Origin of the sequence: Undibacterium sp. (assembly GCF_030683615.1) — a bacterium.
Taxonomy (GTDB): Bacteria; Pseudomonadota; Gammaproteobacteria; order Burkholderiales; family Burkholderiaceae_D; genus Undibacterium; species Undibacterium umbellatum.
In genome coordinates this window covers 185,299-203,468 of the sequence record NZ_JAUXQE010000022.1, presented here as the reverse complement: position 1 = coordinate 203,468, position 18,170 = coordinate 185,299, and the positions used below count along the sequence as shown (strand labels likewise).

Annotated in this window: 14 protein-coding genes; 7 read left to right on the top strand and 7 right to left on the bottom strand. The window is 49.4% G+C overall.

Features of this window, described 5'->3' with window-relative positions:
* The first annotated feature begins 127 nt into the window (after nt 1-127).
* From Q8K39_RS12455 to Q8K39_RS12440, 4 genes are all read left to right on the top strand, one after another.
* Entirely contained in the window at nt 128-2,158 is a 2,031-nt protein-coding gene (locus Q8K39_RS12455; RefSeq protein ID WP_186955755.1) for a UvrD-helicase domain-containing protein, read from the top strand.
* Between the two features lie 93 nt (nt 2,159-2,251).
* Entirely contained in the window at nt 2,252-2,881 is a 630-nt protein-coding gene (locus Q8K39_RS12450) for a pyridoxamine 5'-phosphate oxidase family protein (RefSeq protein ID WP_305260592.1), read from the top strand.
* Between the two features lie 106 nt (nt 2,882-2,987).
* Nucleotides 2,988-3,893, top strand: a complete 906-nt coding sequence (locus tag Q8K39_RS12445; protein ID WP_186955757.1) for a TraB/GumN family protein — start codon at nt 2,988-2,990, stop codon at nt 3,891-3,893.
* A 221-nt stretch (nt 3,894-4,114) separates the two neighbouring features.
* Nucleotides 4,115-5,251, top strand: coding sequence for an acyltransferase (locus Q8K39_RS12440; protein WP_305260591.1), 1,137 nt, complete (start codon nt 4,115-4,117; stop codon nt 5,249-5,251).
* A gap of 334 nt (nt 5,252-5,585) precedes the next feature.
* Here Q8K39_RS12440 and Q8K39_RS12435 read toward each other — a convergent pair whose 3' ends face one another.
* Nucleotides 5,586-7,133: a DUF4214 domain-containing protein gene (locus tag Q8K39_RS12435; RefSeq protein ID WP_305260589.1), complete on the bottom strand. Its 1,548-nt coding sequence runs from the start codon at nt 7,131-7,133 to the stop codon at nt 5,586-5,588.
* A 474-nt stretch (nt 7,134-7,607) separates the two neighbouring features.
* Here Q8K39_RS12435 and Q8K39_RS12430 point away from each other — a divergent pair, with 474 nt between their 5' ends.
* Nucleotides 7,608-8,027 (top strand): hypothetical protein, encoded by a 420-nt coding sequence (locus tag Q8K39_RS12430; protein ID WP_305260587.1) that lies wholly within the window; start codon nt 7,608-7,610, stop codon nt 8,025-8,027.
* Here Q8K39_RS12430 and Q8K39_RS12425 read toward each other — a convergent pair whose 3' ends face one another.
* Both Q8K39_RS12425 and Q8K39_RS12420 read right to left on the bottom strand, forming a co-directional pair.
* Entirely contained in the window at nt 8,028-8,816 is a 789-nt protein-coding gene (locus Q8K39_RS12425) for an ABC transporter substrate-binding protein (RefSeq protein ID WP_305260585.1), read from the bottom strand. It lies immediately after the preceding gene.
* Between the two features lie 196 nt (nt 8,817-9,012).
* Entirely contained in the window at nt 9,013-10,212 is a 1,200-nt protein-coding gene (locus tag Q8K39_RS12420) for a GIN domain-containing protein (protein ID WP_305260583.1), read from the bottom strand.
* 240 nt (nt 10,213-10,452) lie between these two features.
* Between Q8K39_RS12420 and Q8K39_RS12415 the strand changes: the two genes are divergently transcribed.
* Complete coding sequence (locus Q8K39_RS12415; protein WP_305260581.1) at nt 10,453-11,058, top strand: DUF882 domain-containing protein; 606 nt, start codon at nt 10,453-10,455, stop codon at nt 11,056-11,058.
* A 32-nt stretch (nt 11,059-11,090) separates the two neighbouring features.
* Here the strand turns inward: Q8K39_RS12415 and Q8K39_RS12410 are convergent, their stop codons facing one another.
* From Q8K39_RS12410 to Q8K39_RS12395, 4 genes are all read right to left on the bottom strand, one after another.
* On the bottom strand, nt 11,091-12,197 hold the full coding sequence (locus Q8K39_RS12410; RefSeq protein ID WP_305260579.1) for a pitrilysin family protein: 1,107 nt from the start codon (nt 12,195-12,197) through the stop codon (nt 11,091-11,093).
* 15 nt (nt 12,198-12,212) lie between these two features.
* A complete protein-coding gene (locus Q8K39_RS12405; RefSeq protein ID WP_305260577.1) occupies nt 12,213-13,808 on the bottom strand; it encodes a pitrilysin family protein in 1,596 nt (531 codons plus the stop codon).
* Nucleotides 13,809-13,873: 65 nt separating this feature from the next.
* Nucleotides 13,874-16,630 (bottom strand): pitrilysin family protein, encoded by a 2,757-nt coding sequence (locus Q8K39_RS12400; RefSeq protein ID WP_305260576.1) that lies wholly within the window; start codon nt 16,628-16,630, stop codon nt 13,874-13,876.
* 176 nt (nt 16,631-16,806) lie between these two features.
* A complete protein-coding gene (locus Q8K39_RS12395; RefSeq protein ID WP_305260574.1) occupies nt 16,807-17,631 on the bottom strand; it encodes a D-hexose-6-phosphate mutarotase in 825 nt (274 codons plus the stop codon).
* Between the two features lie 152 nt (nt 17,632-17,783).
* Here Q8K39_RS12395 and Q8K39_RS12390 point away from each other — a divergent pair, with 152 nt between their 5' ends.
* Nucleotides 17,784-18,167, top strand: coding sequence for a SirB2 family protein (locus Q8K39_RS12390; protein ID WP_186955766.1), 384 nt, complete (start codon nt 17,784-17,786; stop codon nt 18,165-18,167).
* Nucleotides 18,168-18,170: the final 3 nt, after the last annotated feature.

The window sequence follows — 18,170 nt, the reverse complement described above, 5'->3', positions numbered from 1 at the left end:
CAGGCTATGATGTGTTGCGCGTTTATCTCAGTGGATATGCACTTATCCACCGGCGTATTCAGGTTCTCTGTGTATTGCAGGCTACAATAGCGCCTGCAAGTTTTTGCGGATCAGCTCCGTCTTCCCTATGTCTCATGGTCTGAATACTCCCCAGCGTAATGCAGTCAATTATATGGACGGCCCTTGCCTTGTGCTGGCCGGGGCTGGCTCTGGCAAGACGCGCGTGATTACCCAGAAAATCGTCAATTTGATCGAGCTGCATGGCTATGATCCAAAACATATTGCCGCCCTGACGTTCACCAACAAGGCAGCGCTGGAAATGCAGGAGCGCATAGGCAAACTGCTGGCCGAGCCGCGCCAGGCCAGGCAATTGACGGTGTCCACCTTTCACTCGCTGGGGGTCAAGATACTCAGGCAGGAGGCGCAAGCCCTGGGCCTCAAAGACCGCTTTTCCATCATGGATAGCGATGACTGTTTTTCTCTAGTGCAGGATCTGGCAATTACCACTGACAAGCAATTGATACGGCGCATACAGACTGCCATGTCACTGTGGAAAAATGGTCTGATCGACCCAGAGTTAGCATTAAAGCAGGCTCAGGATGAAGACGAGGCGATTGCCGCCAGGGTTTACCGCAGCTATGTCGCCACCCTCTCAGCCTATCAGGCAGTGGACTTTGATGATTTGATACGCTTGCCGGTAGAACTCTTCCGCAGCAATGAACAGGTACGTGACAAATGGCAGCGCCGCCTGCGTTACCTGCTTGTCGATGAATACCAGGATACCAATACCTGCCAGTATGAACTGGTGAAATTACTGGTGAGTGGCATAGGTAAGAAGCCCATGTTCACCGCCGTGGGTGATGATGACCAGGCTATCTATGCCTGGCGTGGCGCCACCATAGAAAACCTGAAGACTTTACAGGTGGATTTCCCCAATCTGGAAATCATCAAGCTGGAACAGAATTATCGTTCCAGTACCCGTATCTTGCAGGCAGCGAACTCCGTTATCGGCAACAATCCCAAGCTGTTTGAAAAGTCACTATGGTCAGAGCATGGCCTGGGTGATCCAGTCAAGGTACTGGGCATGCAGGATGATGAACAGGAAGCTGAACAAGTCGCCATCATGATCTCTGCCCATCGCTTCGAGCGCCAGGCCAAATATTCTGATTATGCGATTTTGTACCGTGGCAATCACCAGGCGCGCGTCATTGAGCAGGCGCTACGGCGTGAGCGTATTCCTTACACTATCTCTGGCGGCCAGAGTTTCTTTGACCGCGCCGAGATCAAGGACATCATTGCCTATCTGCGCCTGATCGCCAATGAAGATGATGATCCGGCTTTCATCCGCGCCATTACCACACCCAAGCGCGGTGTCGGCCTGGCTACATTGGAAGTGCTGGGCGAATTTGCAGGTCAATGGCAATGCTCGCTGTTCGCCGCCGTTTTCAAAGGCGGCATAGAAGCCAAGTTACCTGATAAACAGTTAAGGCCACTTCGGAATTTCTGTACTTTCATCAACCAGGTTGAGGCCCATGCCCACAGGGAAAGTCATGCCAGCGAATTGCTGGATGACTTGATGAAAGAAATCAATTACGAAGGCTATCTCTACGACAGTTTTGAAGACCGTGCTGCGCAAAACAAATGGCAGAATGTGCTCGACTTTACCCAGTGGCTGAAAACCAAGGGCAGTGGCGGCAAGGACGGCAATGACGATCACCGCAGCCTGCTCGACCTGACCCAGATGGTCGCCCTGATGACCATGATGGAAGGCAAGGATGAAGAGCCGGACGCCGTGCGCATGTCCACCCTGCATGCATCCAAGGGGCTGGAATATCCTCATGTATTTCTGGTAGGCGTCGAAGAAGGTATCTTGCCGCACAAGGGTGACCCTGATGCGCCAATAGAGACTTTTGCCGCGCGCATAGAAGAAGAGCGCCGTCTGATGTACGTAGGCATTACCCGCGCCCAGCGCAGCCTGCATATTACCTGGTGCAAAAAACGCAAACGTGCGGGTGTGCAAGTGCATTGCGATCCTTCCCGCTTTATCAAGGAAATGAAACTTGATGAAGGCGATGCTGTACCTGCCGAAGGCGAAGTCATGACACCCAAGGAAAGACTGGCTGGTTTAAAAGCATTATTGAGCAAGCCCAGAGAATAGGCGCTGGCAGCAACAGGAGGGCAGGGAATGTTAATATCGCAGGCACATAAGCCGCTCTACATATCACTGTCATCAAATTCGTCAGCTATCCCTATGTCAAACTCTTCATCTCCACACCAGATTACCAGCACTGAACAGTTGGAAAATATGTTTGATGCCGTTGGTGCTGCTTCCATCAGGAAGGAGGTACCGTATATACATGCTCATTACCGTGCCATGATAGAGGCCTCGCCTTTTGCGGTGCTGGCTACTCGCGGGGCAGATGGCCTGGATGCCTCGCCCCGTGGCGATGCCCCTGGCTTCATCGTGGTTGAAGATGAAAAGACCCTGCTATTGCCCGAACGGCGCGGCAATAACCGCATCGACAGTCTGCGTAATATTTTGTTTGATCCACAGGTTGGCCTCTTGTTCCTGATCCCCGGCATAGGTGAGACTTTGCGCGTGAATGGTAGGGCCACGATTTCTGTCGATCCTGCCTTGCTGGACAGACTGGCAGTGGATGGCAAAGCGCCCAAATGCGTGTTGCGTATTTCTGTCGATACCGTCTATTTTCAGTGCGCCCGCGCTATCCTGCGTTCCCGGTTATGGCAGTGCGCCAGTGCTGGTGAGCTGGCCCAGCTACCCAGTCCCGGTACTATCCTCGCGGCACTCAGCAACGCTGAGATCGGCGGTGACAAATACGATATCGAATTGCCAGCCAGACAGCGAGCCACGCTGTATTGAAGCTATTGCATTAACGCTTTTGTACAGCCACTTTCTGGTATCCTGTGCCGCTTGATGCTACATCAGCTTATCTGGCAGACCAACTATTGACATGGAAATATTGATAATGAAATTGAAGACTTCGCTTTCTCAGCTGGCACTCCAGTGCCTGACCGCATTAGGCTTGGCGCTGGCTGCCAGCCAGGCATTTGCCCAGGCGGAAACTCCGGCCAAAGGTGTAATGTGGGAAGTTAAATCAGAAAAAAATACTGCCTATCTGTTTGGCTCGATTCACCTCGCCAAAGCCAGTTTCTACCCTTTGCCTGAAGCAGTCGAAAAAGCCTATAAACAGGCCGACACTCTGGTCGTGGAAGTCGATACCACCGATGCCAAGGCCAGCGAAAAAGCCATGCCTTACTTTGTCTACACTGCACCCGACAAGCTGGAAAATCACATCAAAAAAACCACCTGGGAAAGCTTGCAATCCCTGGTTGGCCCGGCTGCCGCACAATTCCAGAGCCTGAAACCGACCATCGTTGCCACGGCACTCAGTATCGGCGTCTTCAGGCAGCAGGGCTATGATGCCTCCAAGGGCGTGGACTTGCATTATGTCCTGCGCGCCAAGCAGGATAAAAAAGACATCGTCGAACTGGAAAGCACGGCATTTCAAGCCAGTGTACTAGGCGGCTTGCCTGATGAAGATGGCGACGCCATGCTGGCGCAAACCCTGGAAGGCTTGAAGAGTGGTGACACCCTGCGTGAAACAGCCGGGATGATCAGTGCCTGGAAAGGCGGCGATGCAGAAGGACTGGCGAAAATCCTGCAAGATGCCGCAAACAAGGATGCCGGTTCGAAAAAGCTGATGAAATTATTGCTGGATGACCGCAATATGGGCATGACCAAGAAAATCCTGTCCATGCTGGAGGAAGGCAAGAAATTATTCATCGTCGTAGGTGCAGGGCATTTGACCGGCGCCAACAGCATTACCGAATTACTGGAAAAACAGGGGCTGGAAGTCAGGCAAATCAAATAACATATTTATGTAAAGCTCGTAAACAAGGCGCGGTGTTTTTGAACTCCGCGCCTTTTGTTTTTACTTTATCCATAAAATACGTCCAATAGCATTTGGCTCTTCATGGCTGATGTTGGAAAACGGTCCGTCTACTTTACAGTACAGCGCATCGCACGCTTATTTAAGAAATGATGTCTCTCAATTTGTTGTTAGAATGCGCAAAATTTAAAATACCGTAAAACATGTCAACTGAAAAAAATAAGATTCTATTTGCGCATCAGCTAAGAGGTTTAGCCGCTTTTCTTGTGCTGATATCACATTGGTTTGGTGTGTACTGGGGTATGAGGGAAACAGTTTCTTATTACACCGCATCACCCATTCATAGTGGTGTTAACCCGCTTGCATACGACATTGTCTCCGTTAATCCAAATTTTGGTCTTGGGCCTTTTGGCGTGGCTATATTTTTCTTGATCAGTGGCTTTGTGATTCCTCTTTCCCTTGAAAAAAATTCCTCGCTGAAATTTTTGATCATGCGGTTTTTCAGGATATTTCCTACTTACTGGATAAGCTTGGCAATCGGCTTGCTATTCGTCTATTGCTCCAGTCAATTTTGGGGAGTGCCTCTTTTTTGGAACACGAAAATTTTGGCAACCAATATTTTCCTGGTCAATGATTTTTTCTTGTTGCCGAGTGTTGATCTGGTCAACTGGACACTTGCGGTGGAATTGAAATTCTATCTCGTTGCCGCATGCCTGAGCACATCAATCAGGAGTGGAAAAGTCCTTCCAGTTTTTATTTTTTCCACGGCGATATTGATGTTGAACTGGTTTTTGAACAGATCACATGATACTTCGGATATTAGTGCGTTTTTATCTATCCTGAAGATGCTGGCTTCTGGGTTTGTGTATGTTCAATTCATGCTGATCGGATTGTTTTATTATTATTCATATCAACAAAGGATATCGAACAATAAGTTGATTTTCTACGTGCTAATACAATTGATGATATTTTCATGGACCTGGTCGCTCAGCAGCATGAAAAATCAATTCCCTGTAGTTCCGATGATCTATTTTTATGGACTTGCTCTCTTTTCTTTTGCCTATATTTTCAGGCATAAATTCAGAAAAAACAGATTGTTAGATTTGACTGCGGATATTAGTTTTCCTTTATATCTCGTGCATTCACTCGTTGGTTACGTCATGATAAAAATACTGATGTCCTTCGCCTGCTCATTTTATTTATCTGTATCGTTGACTATTCTGGTCGTCGCCGCCCTTGCCTATGCGATTCATATTTTTATAGAAAAACCGACAAATTTTCTCGGAAAAAGAGTATCAAAAAATGGAATCTTTCAAAGGCCGCTCAGGAATGACATTTAGGTTTTGATAAATTGACCGTCAATTTATAAATTGTCTGTTGTTAACTTCACTTAAACATATTGGCTGGAAATCAGGTATTGTTATCTTCGGATATAGACAATTTGGTTACTTTGCAAGGTGCAGTGTGTCACTTCGTGCTTGCTAGGGCAGGAGTCTTAGCTGCCAGTATCACCCTTGCGCCTTGCACTGCTTCCTGAATTGCCTTGTTCGCACTCACTCCTATTTATGAAATGAGTTCTAGTGGACTGTAACAGTCCACTAGTATCGATGTAAGTGCTGCTTAAAAAAATTCCTGCAAGTATCCTTACCTTTCCCTACCTGCCATTGCCAGCATTTATCCCAGCCATAAGGTGTATTCTATGCCGTTTTGTATGGACCCCAGCACTTGAGTCTTGTTTTCTGCACTTTCGCAAAAACTGGCGAGCGCACTTGCAGGAGTGCTTACTCCAGAACTGAGCTCCTTGTTCCAGTAATCAAAACCAGCCTGGTCTGGTGCCCTGTGCAAAACATTCTGGTAAAAATTGGTGATCAATGTCGTCGTTGATGGGTTGGCGCCATACAGTTTTTGGAATTCTGGCGATTGAAAGAAACCTGCGGCCACAGTCAGCAAGCTGGAACCCTTGTCCATGTCTGCGATCCAGTAACCCAGTCCAGCCGCATCCGGTTTGCGGTCAAAAGCTGCCTGGTACAGTCTGTACATTTGTCCGGCATTGCCTTCGAGGTCAAAAGCGACCATGCCATCATTCAGCTGCACTCTTTCAACATTTACGACAGACGTGATCTCACTGTTTGTCGTGTTGCGAAAACTCACATCACCAGCGTTTTTCTGTATGCTGAATGTGGCGCGGTTTTCCTTGATGACCAGCAAATCAAAACCGGCACCACCGTCCACCGTATCGCCGCCGCCATTGCTGTCAAAACGGTTATTGACGCTATTGCCTGTCATGACATCACTGTAGCGTGTGCCCACCACGTTTTCTATGACGGTATCAAAGCTCAGCGATAAATTATTTTGCGATACCGTATCACTGGCCAGTCTCCCGACTGAACTATTGGCACCAGGATTGAGGTTGATGCTGGCCGCAATACTCAGTGCCGATAAATTGATGGTGTCGATACCGCCGGTATCATGGATGAGCTTCAGTAAACGGCCATCCGTATCATTGATCAGGTAATTTGTCGATTCTGCGTTATAGGCCTTGCTGCCGTACAAGTATTTCAGGGCCAGGTAATCATATTTGCCAAAGAAATCCCTTTCCTGGCCTTGCGGGGCCTTCACATAAGACATGACGGTATTGGCTTCACTATCCTCTGCCGCCGCCAGGAAATTGTCAGCAGCCGTTGATGCCGGTTCACCGGCATTGTAATTGCCCGGATGCTTGAGTCCTATGGCATGGCCGATTTCATGCACCAGCGTGGCCCAGCTATTGGTGCCTGGGACGAGATTGCTCAGATTGTCACTGGCTTCATTATTGATATAGACATCTCCGCTGGCCTTGGGGTCTGTCGTATCCGGATACGAGGCATAGCCAGCGCTGGTTTCGCCCTGGGCATTGTTGCCCAGGCGTATGTAGCCGTAATTGCTCTCGGTATCCGTTACTTCCTTGAAAGTGATGCCAAATTGCTGGGAAATCAAATCAAAAATTTTTCTGCTAGCAATTTTTTGTTCATCAGTGAATACACTGAAGCCTTTCTTGTCCGCGTCTTGTGCGTAACTGGGGGCTGCACTCATGAAGCTGTAAGTGACTTCCACAGCAGTGCCGACGGCGCTGCCATTGTTCCAGCGGGCAGTGGCCGAGGGCAGGAGTACATCTACCCTGTAATCGCCGCTGTAAGGATTGACGATGACAGTTTCCTTTTGGGTGGAGACAGTGGTGGTCATGATGTTATTCCCAAGTAAATTGAATAAAAAATCATTGTTGCTGTCAATGCCGGGTGCTGACATTATCCTGTCGTGAGAAGTTGGATACCAGCGTTTTGCCTATTGTTCAGTTGGTGAGTTTGGCAGCTGAGCCAGACACCAATATGCAGAATAGTTTACAAACGCAACATTGGCAGCGCGATTGATGTAAAAGAAAGTGATTTTATCGTGCTTGCGTAAGCTCTCCGTAAGAGCGCCAGCAACAGAAAGATACCTGAAGCAGCCCTGCCGTCGTTTTTGTACGACAGCAGGGCTGCTGAGAGTGAATATTTACTCAGGCATGAAGCGCGCCAGATATTCAGGCTTATTGAGCCGAAATTTTGTCCAAGGTTAAATTATCTGATCAGGCTGGAGACTGGATATTTGTGTCAGAATGCGGCTTTAGCAAAGCATGTGCAAGAAATTCAGCGGTAAAGAAAGTAATCAAGCAAGATAATGTTTAATGAAAACCAGCAATCTGATTCAGCTCCTGATTTGCAAGAGCACCCATGGATATCCCTGGAAACCGCGCTTGATGTAGAGGCGTGGATGGATTTGCAACATCGAGAACTGCAGCAAGCCCTGGGGGACAAGCCGACGACTGGCCAGGGCATCTGCCTGACTCTGGTTCATGGCGGCGAGCTTTACCTGCATACCAATTCGGATGGCGATGTCTTGCTGGACCTGACAGAAGACGCGCAATGGGTGGCGCCTGTGCTGACCGCAGTCACCCGTAGCACACCACCCAAGGGGCAAGTCTGGGGTTTGCCTGGGCATGTGCTGATACAGTTAATACTCGGTCTGAATACTCTGATCGCCAGCAGTCGCCTGGTTTTGCGGCATCAATACAAGGGTGCCAGGGTAGCTACTGCTTGATCACCTGGGGGAATAAATTCGCGCCAGCGCACCATCATGGCGTGCTTGCAAGATAGCCTGGTCTATTTTTTGCAACTGGCTCGCCTCAGCAAGCCCGCCAGACTGGCTTATGGCAATGTGGATATCCACAGAAGAAACTGGCTTGGGCAATATGCAAAATAATTTGCCTGATGATTTACCAGCTATTTCTGCAGCATATTGTTGATTGACATAATTTTCCAGCCGGCTGGTATTGGCCACCGAGCTGTACAACAAAAAAGCATCCATGCGGCGCAGGAATAATTTCCTGAAGCGCCCTAAATTGTTGCTGGTGTCATCCTCGACCTTGAACACGACATTGCTAAGGCGGTCAAACTCTTCGCCATAGCTGGTGCCGCGTACTATGCCTATGGTCTTGCCCTTCAAATCATTCACGGTGTTATAACTGAATTTTGCACTGCATAATGTGACCAGCAAGGCCTGATCGGAAAAAATGGGCAGGCTGAATTTGAACAGGCGCTGGCGTTCGCGGGTTTTTGAAATGCCAAAAATCAGGCCTTCACCATTCGCCGCATTTTCTACTGCCCGCTTCCAGGGATACCGTCTTACTTCGAATGTGAGTTTGCTGTGCTGTTCCAGGTAACGCAGCAATTCTGTGACTTCTGCTGATAGGGGAATCACCGCCCCTCTACCATCCAGTTCTTCACTCATCAGCAATACTGTTTTTTGCCTGGCCTGCGCATGGGCCAAACCGGCCCAGCATGTGCCTACTAGCATGAGACAGGCAAGTAAGCGCAAGTAGCGTAGCATTGTATTTCCGGGCTGATATCTGTCACTTTATCTTAGCGCAATTTACTTGCTTTGGCTGCTGCCCTTCGGGTGAAGGCAGGTCTACACACCACAATCGCTGTTAAATATGGCAAATACGCGTAGTCAGGTAATATGAAAAAAACAAAAGGGTTCATGCCTTATTGACATGAACCCTTTTTGTTGTGGTGATGGATGACTAATTCGCCACACCATTCCTGTCTATTTTGACTATGCGCGAGCCACCTGCTTTTTTGACATTGACTTCAGCTTCGCCAGGGCCCGTGACCTTGATGCTGGCACTGTCGAGCAATAATTCCCTGGCGTGCAAATCACCGCTGCCCAGCAATTTGGCATTCAGGCTTTTGGCCTTGCCGTTCAGACTGGTGGCACCTGGGCCATTCATGGTAATTTCCAGCGCAGCCCCGGATTGCAATTCTGCACTAAAGTCACCAGAACCAGAATTCTCCAGTTTCAGTATACCAGAGATGCCACGGTAACTTTGGTTGGACGGCCCGTGGTTGACTACTTGCAGGTCCCTGATCTTCAAATGTTCTGCACTGATATCGCCTGAACCGTTACTGTTGATGGCCAGCGTGCCTGTTTCACCACTGAGCACTAACTCGCCAGGGCCATTGCTGCGGATAGTGACTTGCTCAGCCTTGATATCCTCAATCTGGATATCCCCGGAACCAGACATATCCAGCTCCAGTGCCTTGATGCTGCCCGATAATTTCACATCGGCGGGCCCATGCTGTGTCATCTTGACGCTGGCAGATTGCAAATTGTCGGCTCTCAAGCCACCGCTGCCATTCAGGCTGGCATCAAGTGACTGGCTGATGGTGTGCATATGAGTATCACCAGAGCCGTGAATTTCCACATCGGCCCTGGCTACCTGCAGTTGCTGCAAATCCAGGTCACTGCTGCCATTCGAGATCAGTTTCAAGGCCGCTACCTTGCCGCTGAGCTTGACATCACCAGAACCATTCAAGTTCAGTGCCATACTGTCAGCCTGCACGCCGCGCACATCCATATCACCGCTGCCATTATTATTGATACGAGTGAGGCCAGTGGCAGTGACCCTGACCGTGCCGGGTCTGTCATTCCAGGTAAAATTATACGACTTGCGCTTGCTGCGTATGATCAAGACCTTGTTCTCCACAACGGTTTCTATTTCCGGCACCAGATTATCATCACCGCTGATTTCTACTGCAGCGGTGACACCATTCGTCACGACCACGTCAAAAAAACCAGAGTTTTCTATGGCATCGAATTCAGTTACGGCGCGCTGCTCGGTAAGGAGTTTGCCACTGCCCTTGATGGCATCGCTATTAACCTTGACCTCACAAGCGCCAAGTAAAACAGTCGCCAGTGCAAGGTATCCGAATGATTTAAACATGATATCGTATGGGAAAGAGTAAACAAGTGCCCAGTGTAATGTTCTTTTATCCGGATTTCACCGGTCTACAAGACAGAATGTAATTTCCTAGCCATCAACTGCAAATTTGCAGGATGAAACGTAAGCCTTTGCAACAGCCAGCATTTGTTTTTCGCCAAGATGTACACTAAGCTGTTTTCATCGCACAAACCAGAATCAAGAATGATACCTACGCGCCGCCAGTTATTAAAAAGAGGGCTTTTGCTCGGCACCGCCGGCATGGCTGCTCCGCATACCCTTCTGCATGCCGCCGATAGCAGCAATGAAAAACCTGCACAGCCAACCCCACCGCCTGATCTGTTTGATTCTCAGGCGCTGGACATAGAGTTCTGGGTCAAGCCACGTACCCTGGACCTGATACGTCCTGCTACCGGTGAGCGAAGCAAACTTCTGTACTGGAAAGATGGCGAAGTGCTGGAATCAGCTTACCAGCAACTATGCCACTTGCTGCGCGATGTGAATGGCAAGCAAAGCGCGCCTATCGACCCCAAATTGCTGGAAACCCTGTGGGCCACCCAGGCTTATATTTCGCGCCTGGGCATGACCAAACCGCTGGAGATCCTGTCCGGCTACCGTACCCAGGCATCCAATATGCGCCTGATAGAACAAGGCGTACCAGCAGCCCGCAAATCCCTGCATATGGAAGGCAAGGCCGCCGACATACGCATTCCCCAGTTGCATGAAGAAATTCTGGGTGAACTGATACAGAGTTTCCGTCAGGGCGGCGTCGGTTTTTATTATCGCCAGACCGCCAATGGTGGCTGGATACATACCGATACCGGTTTGCAGAGAAGCTGGAAGGGTTGAGTCTGTCAGACTGGCAGATTCTGGACAGCAGCTTATGGTTGTTTCGGAATCTTGCTGGCGTCGCCCGTGGTAAAGATGCTCCAGCGTTCGGGTTGCAGATATTTTTTTGCAGCCTTGTTTAATTGCTCCAGGTCCAGGCTTTGCAAGGCCTGCTCTCTTCTGGCGTACCAGGAATAGTCTTCATTCATATGCATGACTTGAGTCCATTGCTCGCTCAGGGACTTGTCATTATTTCGTTCATGCTGCTCTTGTTGCAGTAATACGGTCTTTGCCGTGGCCAGTTCCTCCTGACTAAAACCCTTGTTGACGGCGAGCTGCAATTCTTCCAGCACTGCCTGTTTGAGTTTGTCTATATTGGCTGATGCCGCACTGGCCTTGATTGTCCAACTGCTGCAAGAATCTGTCTCGAATGACGCAATATCTGAATTGATGCCATAACTCCAGCCCTCTTTCACACGCACGCGTTGCCCCAACCGGGATCCAAATGTATTGCCACCAATCAAATGATCGACGACTTGCAAGGCAATAAAATCTTCATCCTTGATACCTACCGGCAAATCCAGACGGGCAAGGAAAAGCCCATTTTCCTTGCCGGGCGTATCGATGAATTTATGCAATGCTGGCCGCTCTACATAAGTCTTATGGCTTTGTACATAAGGGAATTTACTTTCCCAGCCATTGAATTCCTGGCTGAGTACCGCCTTGACTTCTTCTGCATCAAAATCACCGATGATGGTGAGATGACCACTACTGGCACCATAAAAATTCTTATGGAAATCTATCAGGTCCGCTGGCTTGATGGTGCTGAGGGCGGCAACCATCTGTTCTGAAGTTTCATGGGCACGCATGTCGCCAGCAGGATAGGCATTGAAATGTCTGGCCAAATCGTCCAGTATCAATTGCATGGGATCAGCACGCAATTTCTGAAATTCTTCCTTAAGCTTGGTAACCTGATTGTAAGCTTGGGCAAAGCTAGGTTGTTTCAGGTTTTCCATCATCAATTGCAGGGCTTGCTTGAGATGGCTGCGATCGGTTGTGAATCTGGTCAATTCGCCGCTTATATGCGCGTTTTGCCGTGCAGCCTGCAGGCTTTCCTTGCCATAGCGATTTGTGCCATTCAGTAAATTCTTTGCTGTCAAGAATTCTACCCAGCGTTATTTGAACAGAGTGTTTTCATCACCCCAGTGCAGCACCAGGTCAACTTCGACTGACTGTCCACGCCTGGGCTTGCTCAGCAAAGCGGTTTCTATATTTCCTATCTTTAGTCTTTCAGTATTTTTCTCGATGTTACTTATCGTACGATTGAATTCAGCAACTGCGGCATACTGGTCGACATAGGAAAAGTCTTTCATTATTTCGGCAACCGAGGGTGAAGGAGGTATGTGGCTGTCCGTACTTTTTTCCTCTGGCAACAAAATACCTGTCGTGCAGTTCTCTCTGGCGAAATAACGTTTTGCCGCATCCTCTACCTGTGTTGTCGTCAGGCTGGCAATGCGGTTTTTTTCTACAAGCAGCAAGCGCCAGTCACCAGCGGCAATAAATTCAGACAAGGCCAGGCTCAGCGCCTGAGGATTGTTCATGGTGCTGGTGAAGTTACGCACATAAGCGTTTTTGAATAAGTCCAGCTCTTTCTGGCCCAGGGAATTCTTACCAAAATTCTCGACTACCTTGATAAATTCTTTTGGTCCTTCTTCTGTGTCCTTGGTGATGAAGCCGTTACTGAAAAAAACGACCAGTCCATTTTCTACATTACCAGCCATATGAAATCCTGGCGCGATATTACTGAGGAAAATCTCGCCCGCTTTATTTTGCTGTTCTCGGCCAGATGACAACATCGCCCCTGCCATTTTCAAGGCAGCATAGTCAGGATGCAATAGTGAGGGTTTGTGGTAAGCCACTATCATGCAGCCTTCGTTCGATTTTTTTCTGACGAAAACCTGTCGTTCTCCTTGCTGAGCTGGCTCTACGGTGGCTATTTTTGGCAGGGCAGATTTGGGTGCCGCGATACTGCCAAACTGACGGGAAATGACTGGCAAGGCAGCATCGACATCAAATTTTCCTGCCACCACGAGCACCGCATTATCCGGGCGATAATACGTGTGATAACACTGTTTGAGCTGTTCAATATTAACGTTTTCGATATCACTCTTTTCGCCTATCGTGCTGTGACCGTAACCGTGCCAGTCAAAGGCCACAGCCTGTACGCGCTTGAACAGCATGTCGTAGGAATTATTTTCCCTGCGTTCCAGCTCATTACGCACCACCGTCATTTCTGTATCAAGCTCGGACTTTAATACCTTGGCGTTTTGCATGAGGTCTGCTTCCATGCTCAAGACCCAGTTGAGCTCATTCTCACTGGATTCAAACGTGGCGTAGTACAAGGTGTAGTCCTGAAACGTGAACGCATTCGATTTCATGCCACGGTTAAGCAATTGCTGCAGGATTTGCGGGTAGTTCTTGCTACCCTTGCACATCATGTGTTCCAGCAAATGGGCATAGCCTGTTTGCCCCACGCTTTCATGTTTTGACCCCACCTGGTAAATCATGCTAACGGTTGTTGTCGGCTTGGAGTTGTCAGGTATTAGCAAGACTTTCAAACCATTTGGCAAACGATATTCACTGATACCTTCTACGGTACTGAGCTTTTCTACATTTGCCGGCAAGCTTGTTGCTGCCTGTGCGTGACTGTTGGAGAACAGCAGGTGTATGGCAAGAACAATCGCTAAAGCCGGGGTTTTGATGTGAGGCATGATGTCTGAAAAAATGGGTATAAAAAAACCGGAAATCTTAGATTTCCGGTTTTATGGAAAGCAGCTTATTTGCTTGCAGCAGCTTTGGCCTTGGCTTCATCCGCTGCAATAAAGACACTCATTTTGGCCGGGTCTATATAGCGGCGGAAGGCATCATTGACCTGCTCCACAGTCAGCGTCTGTATCTTGTCATCCATGGCTTGTGACCAGGCCCATGTGCGTTTCAGATACAGATTGCTATTCCAGCCGCTGGCAACCGCACCATCGCTGCTGCGGCCCTGTACGCGCTGCTGCAAGAGCCCGGATTTGGCCTTGGCCAGTTCGTCGGCAGTGAAACCTTCTTTGAGTGCGCGTGTCAATTCTTCCTTGACAGCGATTTCCAGTTTTTCCAGATTCTGCGGTGCTGCCGTAGCACTGATACTGAAGCTGCCTACCGGATCAATTTCACCTGCAGTCAGGCTGGAACCACCGCCATAAGACAGGCCATCTTTTTGACGTATGCGCTCCATCACGCGCGAGTTCATGCCTGCGCCACCACCAAAAATATAATTGGCCACACGCAGTGCGGCAAAGTCAGCATCATCTTCGCGTAAGCTCAGATTCATACGGCTGGAATAGACGCCATTTTCCTTGTCAGGTGTGTTGAAAGTTTTGCGTATCGCAGAAATTTCTTTGCGCTTGCTGACCAGGCGGCTGAACGGAGCCTTGCTGGCCCAGCCATCAAATACCTTGGCGACAGTCTGTTTGGTGCTGTCCACATCAAAATCACCAACAATGGACAATTCACCCTTGGAAACACCATAAAAATCTTTATGGAAAGCCTTGATATCTTCCAGCTTGACATTGCGCAAGGCATCCAGTGTTTCTTCCAGCGTCATGGAGGCGCGCACATCGCCTTTTGGATAGGTATTGAAATGCTGCGCCATCGCACGGCTGGCAACGGCAGAAGGCTCATTGCGTGAAGCCTCAGTGTTGACCAAAGCTCTTTCTTTCAGTTGCTTGAATTCACTTTCCGGGAAGTTGGCTTCTTTCAATACATGCGCCACCAGTTCCAATGCTGCTGGCAAATTCGCCTTGGTGGTCTGGAATGAATACAGGCCCCCGCTCATTTTCAGTTTGGACATTTCATCTGCCAACTGGGCGCGTGAATATTTGCTGGTACCTGTGCTCAGCAAGCCGCCCGTAAAGCCCATGACAGTGGATTTGCCAAACAGGGTTTTCTCATCACCCCAATGCAAATTCAGCGAGACATTGACAGTTTCGCCACGGGTCTTTTTGGGCAAGAGCGCCACTTGCAGATTGCCGATATTACTTATTTTCGTACGCTTGTCTATGTTTGCCGGTGACGGGTCAAACACTTCGCCAGTCAGTGTCGCTGCTTTGGGTTTGAAGTCTTTCATTGCCTCGGCAATGCCTGGTGCGACAGGTACTTCGGCGCGCTGCGGGTTGTCTTCCGGGATAAACGTACCGACAGTACGGTTGTCGCGCACCAGATACTTTTTCACCGCAGCAGTGACTTCTTCAGAGCTGACGTTGCCTGCATCATCCCTGTCCTTGAACAGATAACGCCAGTCACCCATGGCGATATATTCAGACATGCTGACGCCTATGGACTCATGGTTGTTCAACAGCTTTTCATAGAAGTTGGCATTGTCGCGTTTCAGGCGTTCCAGTTCTTCCTTTGTCGGTGGATTATTCTTGAAGTCTTCTATACCTGCCAGCAGGGCATCCCTGGCAGCATCGACAGATTCACCTTTCTTGACGACGGCACCGATGATGGCGAGCCCAGGCTCAACATGGCCCAGGCTGGTGGAAAACACTTGCACTAGTTTGCCACTTTCCACCAGTTGTTTGTGCAAGCGACCATGCGGTGCACTGGCCAGTATGCTGCCAGCATAGTTCAGCGCATCGCGGTCATGGTGCAAGCCAGCCGGCACCTTGTAGGCGATCATCACCATCTGTACATCACCTTTGCGGCGCACGACAAAACTGCGCTCGCCATCCTGGGTTGGCTCAGTGGTCCAGAACTGGGGCAGACTGCGCGTTGGCTTGGTGATTTTGCCAAAGGAGGCGTTAATCCATTGCAAGGCTTTTTCAGCTTCAAACTTACCTGCTACTAACAGCACGGCATTGTCTGGCTGGTAGTAGTTGCGGTAAAAGGCTTGCAGGTTTTCTATCTTGACGTTTTCTATATCACTGCGATTGCCGATGGTGGAATTGCCATAGTTATGCCAGTCAAAGGCCACGCTCTGCATGCGTTTCATCAGCACTGCGCCGGGTGAATTTTCACCCCTTTCATATTCATTGCGCACTACCGTCATCTCGGTGTCGAGATCTTTTTTTGCGATATTGGAATTGACCATGCGGTCGGCTTCCATTTCCAGCGCCCATTTCAGATTGTCATCACTGGCCTGGAACAATTCAAAATAATTGGTGCGGTCCATGGACGTGGTGCCATTGATGCGCATGCCACGCTTATTGAATTCTTCAGTAATTTTGGGGTTGGTCGGCGTGCCCTTGAAAAGCAAATGCTCAAGCAAATGCGCCATACCGGTTTCACCATAGCTTTCATGACGTGAACCAACCAGATAAGTGATATTGACAGTAACGGTAGGTTTTGATGCATCCGGCATCAGCAAAACGCGCAAGCCATTCGGCAAACGGTATTCTGTAATCCCTTCCACGCTGGTAACCTGACTGACACCGTTGGGCAGCTTGTCTGCCAGCGCAACCGGCGCAGTGAACAGAAACACGCCACCCAAAACCAGGGCGCGCAAGACGGGTTTGAGTGAAAGCTGCTTACCGGTGCGTAGTTGAGGCATAAAATCCTTTTATGATTTCAGGTTGTGAAAATAATAAATCCGTCAGGCGGAGTGCGCCGACGGATATGATTGGTGGAAATAATGAAAGTTGCAGCTATTTTGTAATATGGATAGGTGATAATCGCCGTATCTGCAAAAAAGTTAGATTGTCACTATCTGTTAAATGTAGTTATTTGTCAATCAATTGTGGCGACAACTTCCAGTGTCTGGGTGGCCCCCCAGCTTTCACCGGGTGCCAGGCTGACAGGGCGCAATATCGTTGCTGCTTCTACGCATAGCATGTGTTGCTCGCCTCCCGCATGCAGATCATTGATCTTTGATGCACCAGCACCAGGGTTCCAGACCACGGCATCGTCAAAACCATTGCTGCGTATGAGGGTGCGCTGATGTGGCTGATGGAGCTCCAGTTGCGCCGGGGCATAGCTGTAGATGCGGTCCGTCTCGCCATTGATGCGCAGGAAAGGATCCGCTTCCAGGCAATGATCCGCGCCGCTGACAGTGTCGCGGTAACGCAGGCCCTGCAGCCCGTGCAGGCTGACGCTGGCAATATCCTGTACGGCCAGATAGGTATGCAGGGCAGTGCTAAAGCTGAAATTGGTGTCGCCGGTATTTTCTACCTCCAGTGCCATCTGCAAGGCGTTAGCGAGTATGCTGATGCGCAACTGGGCGCGGAAGACATGCGGCCATATCGTCAGGCGGGCAATGTTTTCCCTGAGTTCATAGACTGCAACCGCTGTGCCATGCTCTGCCAGGCCAGACTGCAAGAGCTTCCATTCCGAGGTACGGGCAAAGCCATGCTTGGGTAAGGTGCCCTGATTGGAAAACTGTGGGAACACCACCGGCACACCGCCACGTATGGCGACACCATCCTGAAAAGCCGAGCTTTTACTCATGAATAATTGCTCCACTCCACCGGCAGGTATCCAGGAACATACATGCGCACCCTGGCTGGCAATTTTTGCGGTAGCACCGTCTTGTGACCGGAGACTGAGAAAATTCATGCAGGCTTTCTTTCAGTAAATGTTGATATCCATCAGTGTAATGGATAGTCGTGCAAACGGTATTGCTTTAGCATCAATTTGCTACGACAAAAAACAATTGCTTTCGGTTAGTATTGCAGACACAAAAAAATTACTCAGATATCGAAACCAACATGTCCCTCAGCTATCTCGCCATCAAACATGTGCATCTGACCTGTGTAGGATTGAGCGGCAGCTTGTTCCTGTTGCGCGGCTTCTGGAAGATACGAGACTCAGCCATGCTGCAACAACGCTGGGTAAAAATCTTGCCGCATATTGTCGATACTGTCTTGCTGGGCAGTGCCATAGCGTTGGCCTGGTGGAGCGGGCAATACCCCTTCCAGCAAAACTGGCTGACGGCCAAACTGCTGGCATTATTGGTCTATATCGCTTTTGGCACCCTGGCCCTCAAGCGCGGCAAGACCCCGGCCATACGGATGGCTGCCTTTATCGCCGCCATCCTGACTTTTATTTATATCATCAGCGTGGCCCTGAGCCGCCAGCCAATTCCATTTTGATTG

Coding starts and splice junctions, on each gene's coding strand:
- Q8K39_RS12440 (WP_305260591.1), top strand. CDS start 4,115: ATGTCAACTGAAAAAAATAAGATTCTATTTGCGCATCAGCTAAGAGGT.
- Q8K39_RS12450 (WP_305260592.1), top strand. CDS start 2,252: ATGTCAAACTCTTCATCTCCACACCAGATTACCAGCACTGAACAGTTG.
- Q8K39_RS12435 (WP_305260589.1), bottom strand. CDS start 7,133: ATGACCACCACTGTCTCCACCCAAAAGGAAACTGTCATCGTCAATCCT.
- Q8K39_RS12390 (WP_186955766.1), top strand. CDS start 17,784: ATGTCCCTCAGCTATCTCGCCATCAAACATGTGCATCTGACCTGTGTA.
- Q8K39_RS12420 (WP_305260583.1), bottom strand. CDS start 10,212: ATGTTTAAATCATTCGGATACCTTGCACTGGCGACTGTTTTACTTGGC.
- Q8K39_RS12400 (WP_305260576.1), bottom strand. CDS start 16,630: ATGCCTCAACTACGCACCGGTAAGCAGCTTTCACTCAAACCCGTCTTG.
- Q8K39_RS12445 (WP_186955757.1), top strand. CDS start 2,988: ATGAAATTGAAGACTTCGCTTTCTCAGCTGGCACTCCAGTGCCTGACC.
- Q8K39_RS12455 (WP_186955755.1), top strand. CDS start 128: ATGTCTCATGGTCTGAATACTCCCCAGCGTAATGCAGTCAATTATATG.
- Q8K39_RS12405 (WP_305260577.1), bottom strand. CDS start 13,808: ATGCCTCACATCAAAACCCCGGCTTTAGCGATTGTTCTTGCCATACAC.
- Q8K39_RS12425 (WP_305260585.1), bottom strand. CDS start 8,816: ATGCTACGCTACTTGCGCTTACTTGCCTGTCTCATGCTAGTAGGCACA.
- Q8K39_RS12395 (WP_305260574.1), bottom strand. CDS start 17,631: ATGAATTTTCTCAGTCTCCGGTCACAAGACGGTGCTACCGCAAAAATT.
- Q8K39_RS12430 (WP_305260587.1), top strand. CDS start 7,608: ATGTTTAATGAAAACCAGCAATCTGATTCAGCTCCTGATTTGCAAGAG.